Origin of the sequence: Providencia sp. PROV076, assembly GCF_028483405.1 — a bacterium.
Lineage (GTDB): Bacteria > Pseudomonadota > Gammaproteobacteria > Enterobacterales > Enterobacteriaceae > Providencia > Providencia huaxiensis.
This window is the reverse complement of the sequence record NZ_JAMPRR010000068.1, coordinates 1-1,753: the sequence shown is the minus strand read 5'-3', so window position 1 is coordinate 1,753 and position 1,753 is coordinate 1. Positions and strand designations below refer to the sequence as shown.

General features: G+C 37.4%; 4 protein-coding genes. All 4 read left to right on the top strand.

Annotated features, from left to right (window positions below; translation table 11 throughout):
- Positions 1-175 precede the first annotated feature (175 nt).
- The 4 genes from PSF67_RS21975 to PSF67_RS21960 all read left to right on the top strand — a co-directional run bounded on the left by PSF67_RS21975 (position 176) and on the right by PSF67_RS21960 (position 1,444).
- Complete coding sequence (locus tag PSF67_RS21975) at positions 176-376, top strand: hypothetical protein (RefSeq protein WP_272677611.1); 201 nt, start codon at positions 176-178, stop codon at positions 374-376.
- On the top strand, positions 303-629 hold the full coding sequence (locus tag PSF67_RS21970) for a ProQ/FINO family protein (protein ID WP_336313788.1): 327 nt from the start codon (positions 303-305) through the stop codon (positions 627-629). Before PSF67_RS21975 ends, PSF67_RS21970 begins: the two co-directional genes overlap by 74 nt.
- Before the next feature lie 10 nt (positions 630-639).
- Positions 640-864, top strand: coding sequence for a tryptophan synthase subunit alpha (locus PSF67_RS21965; protein ID WP_240105952.1), 225 nt, complete (start codon positions 640-642; stop codon positions 862-864).
- A gap of 70 nt (positions 865-934) precedes the next feature.
- Positions 935-1,444, top strand: a complete 510-nt coding sequence (locus tag PSF67_RS21960) for a hypothetical protein (protein ID WP_209102427.1) — start codon at positions 935-937, stop codon at positions 1,442-1,444.
- Positions 1,445-1,753: the final 309 nt, after the last annotated feature.

Here is a 1,753-nt window from a genome sequence, read left to right as displayed (position 1 = left end):
CTCGATGTTGGTTCATACATGGAAAATGTCGGTTCAAATCATGGGTATGTTGGTTCAGTATTTTCAAATAAACACTTTAAAAACAATCATCTTTACAAATTGAACCAACTGAACCGACTGAACCAACACCTGATCGCGTATTTAAAAGAAAAGTTTTTTTGAGGAAAAAGAAATCATGACCCGAGTGACTTTATCACTAAGAAAAAATAACAATGGTGTAACAAATCCACCAGCGACGAACACACCAAAAAACATACAGGCTAAAACGTCACAGGAAGCACCACAGCAACCAAAGAAGAAAAATAAGGCTAGATGTTCACGCGAAGAAGAAACAACACCGTATCGACCGTATAGCGAAGCACTGGACGCTATTTAGTGAGCCAGAAGCCAAGCCGCTAATGATTGGCATCAAGGAAGCTATGATTGCTGAGGCTAAAGATAGAGGGCTGGATATCCCAGAGGGGCAAATAAAACAAGGGCTACACGCTTATATCAATCGTAAGGTATATTTAAAGGCTCTTATCTTGGGCGGCAATCGGTTTGATATGCACGGACAACCTAACGGAGAAATCACGCCAGAACAGCAAGCCATAGCAGAACAAACGCTGGTGGAATGGAATAAAAAGTAACACGGGGTGAATGATGAAAATCACGTATCGACATGAAGAAGGTCAAGATATTATTGAGTTGGCTTATACGATTTTAGAGAAAGATAACTTGAGGTATGCCCTTGAATCGGTCACGAGAAAAGCCGATGTAGAAATCAAAACATACGGTTTTATCTTTAAGCGAACAATTATCACAGGTCAGCCTGACCAAATCCAAATCGCAGGCAAAGCCCTAGCAAGGCGTTATAGCCATTAATTGAACACCGCCAAAGCATAAGCCGAGGCGGTTATGTATAATTGGCCTTATCAACTAAAGGGATCACCAAATGAAAAAAATCATGATAACGGCTCTATTGGCTTTGTTTCTATCGGGATGTGATAACAGTCCACCAGCACCCTACGGATTTAAGTGGGGGCAATCGGTGGAGGAAATTCAAAAGTTAAACTTAGCGGGTGAAGGGTGTAGTTTAGCTACTTGTACGTTAGAAAATACGCCAGATAACACAGATGGAATTACATTTTTAATATTTGCACCTGATGCTGGACTGGTACAAATCTTACATTCTGAGGAACTGGCAAGAACCGATAGAAAAGATGTGATTGATAAGTTTACTAAAGTTACTAATAACTTAAATCTGATATATGGTGAACCTACTACTGAGACAGTCAGAGTTGATGATGAAAATAATTTCTTTGATTGTTTAGATAAAATTGGATGCAGTGATATATCTGCAGAATATGACAATAACGGTTATAAGGCGTCTGTATCTGTTGGGATAAGAAATAAAGATAAAAAATTAGCTATTCTCACCAATTATCTAAAACCTAAAAACTAGAACTCTTTCCTACAAAAAAAGCCGACCTTGAGTCGGTTTTTCGTTGTCTTTATTTCATAAAAACCAAAACTAATAGAAAATATTTCTATATTTGCGATTATTTATAGCAACATATTGTTGTTTATTTTTTACTCTGGATTATAATTGTAGTGTATATAACAACAGGGTGGATAAATAATCATGGATAAGCAAAAAAGGACCTTCAAAGCAGTGTCGATTGAAAGCGACATAGTAGATCGCGTTAAAAAATTTAAAGAAAAACAGGGTGAAAAAGATGTTTTCATTCAACGAGCACCTATTAGCCAATTA

Coding starts and splice junctions, on each gene's coding strand:
- PSF67_RS21975 (WP_272677611.1), top strand. CDS start 176: ATGACCCGAGTGACTTTATCACTAAGAAAAAATAACAATGGTGTAACA.
- PSF67_RS21960 (WP_209102427.1), top strand. CDS start 935: ATGAAAAAAATCATGATAACGGCTCTATTGGCTTTGTTTCTATCGGGA.
- PSF67_RS21965 (WP_240105952.1), top strand. CDS start 640: ATGATGAAAATCACGTATCGACATGAAGAAGGTCAAGATATTATTGAG.